The sequence below is a fragment of the Nostoc sp. T09 genome, from assembly GCF_002154695.1.
Taxonomy (GTDB): domain Bacteria; phylum Cyanobacteriota; class Cyanobacteriia; order Cyanobacteriales; family Nostocaceae; genus Aulosira.
Window position 1 is genome coordinate 1 of sequence record NZ_MTAV01000207.1, and the last position, 394, is coordinate 394.

The following is a 394-nucleotide window of genomic DNA, read 5'->3' on the forward strand; positions in this document are numbered from 1 at the left end:
TCTTTGAGGAGTGCGGCGACGTTGGCGGCAAAGTCTTTGGCTTGCATCTGCCCCAGTGCAGAGGCTGCGGCACTACGGACATATGTGTCAGAATCTTTGAGGAGTGCGGCGACGTTGGCAGCAAAGTCTTTGGCTTGCATCTGCGCCAGTGCTGATGCTGCGTAATAACGGACATCAGAGTTAGAATCTTTGAGCAGTGCGGCGACGTTGGCAGCAAAGTCTTTGGCTTGCATCTGCCCCAGTGCATCAGCTGCGGCACTACGGACATCAGAGTTAGAATCTTTGAGCAGTGCGGCGACGTTGGCGGCAATGTCTTTGGCTTGCATCTGCCCCAGTGCATCAGCTGCGGCTCTACGGACATTAGAGTTAGAATCTTTGAGCAGTGCGGCGACGT

At 54.8% G+C, this 394-nt stretch carries 1 protein-coding gene; it reads right to left on the bottom strand.

Annotated elements, in window-relative coordinates:
* Positions 1-394: HEAT repeat domain-containing protein (locus tag BV372_RS31510; protein ID WP_143845410.1), on the bottom strand; the 394-nt coding region annotated here is incomplete at both ends.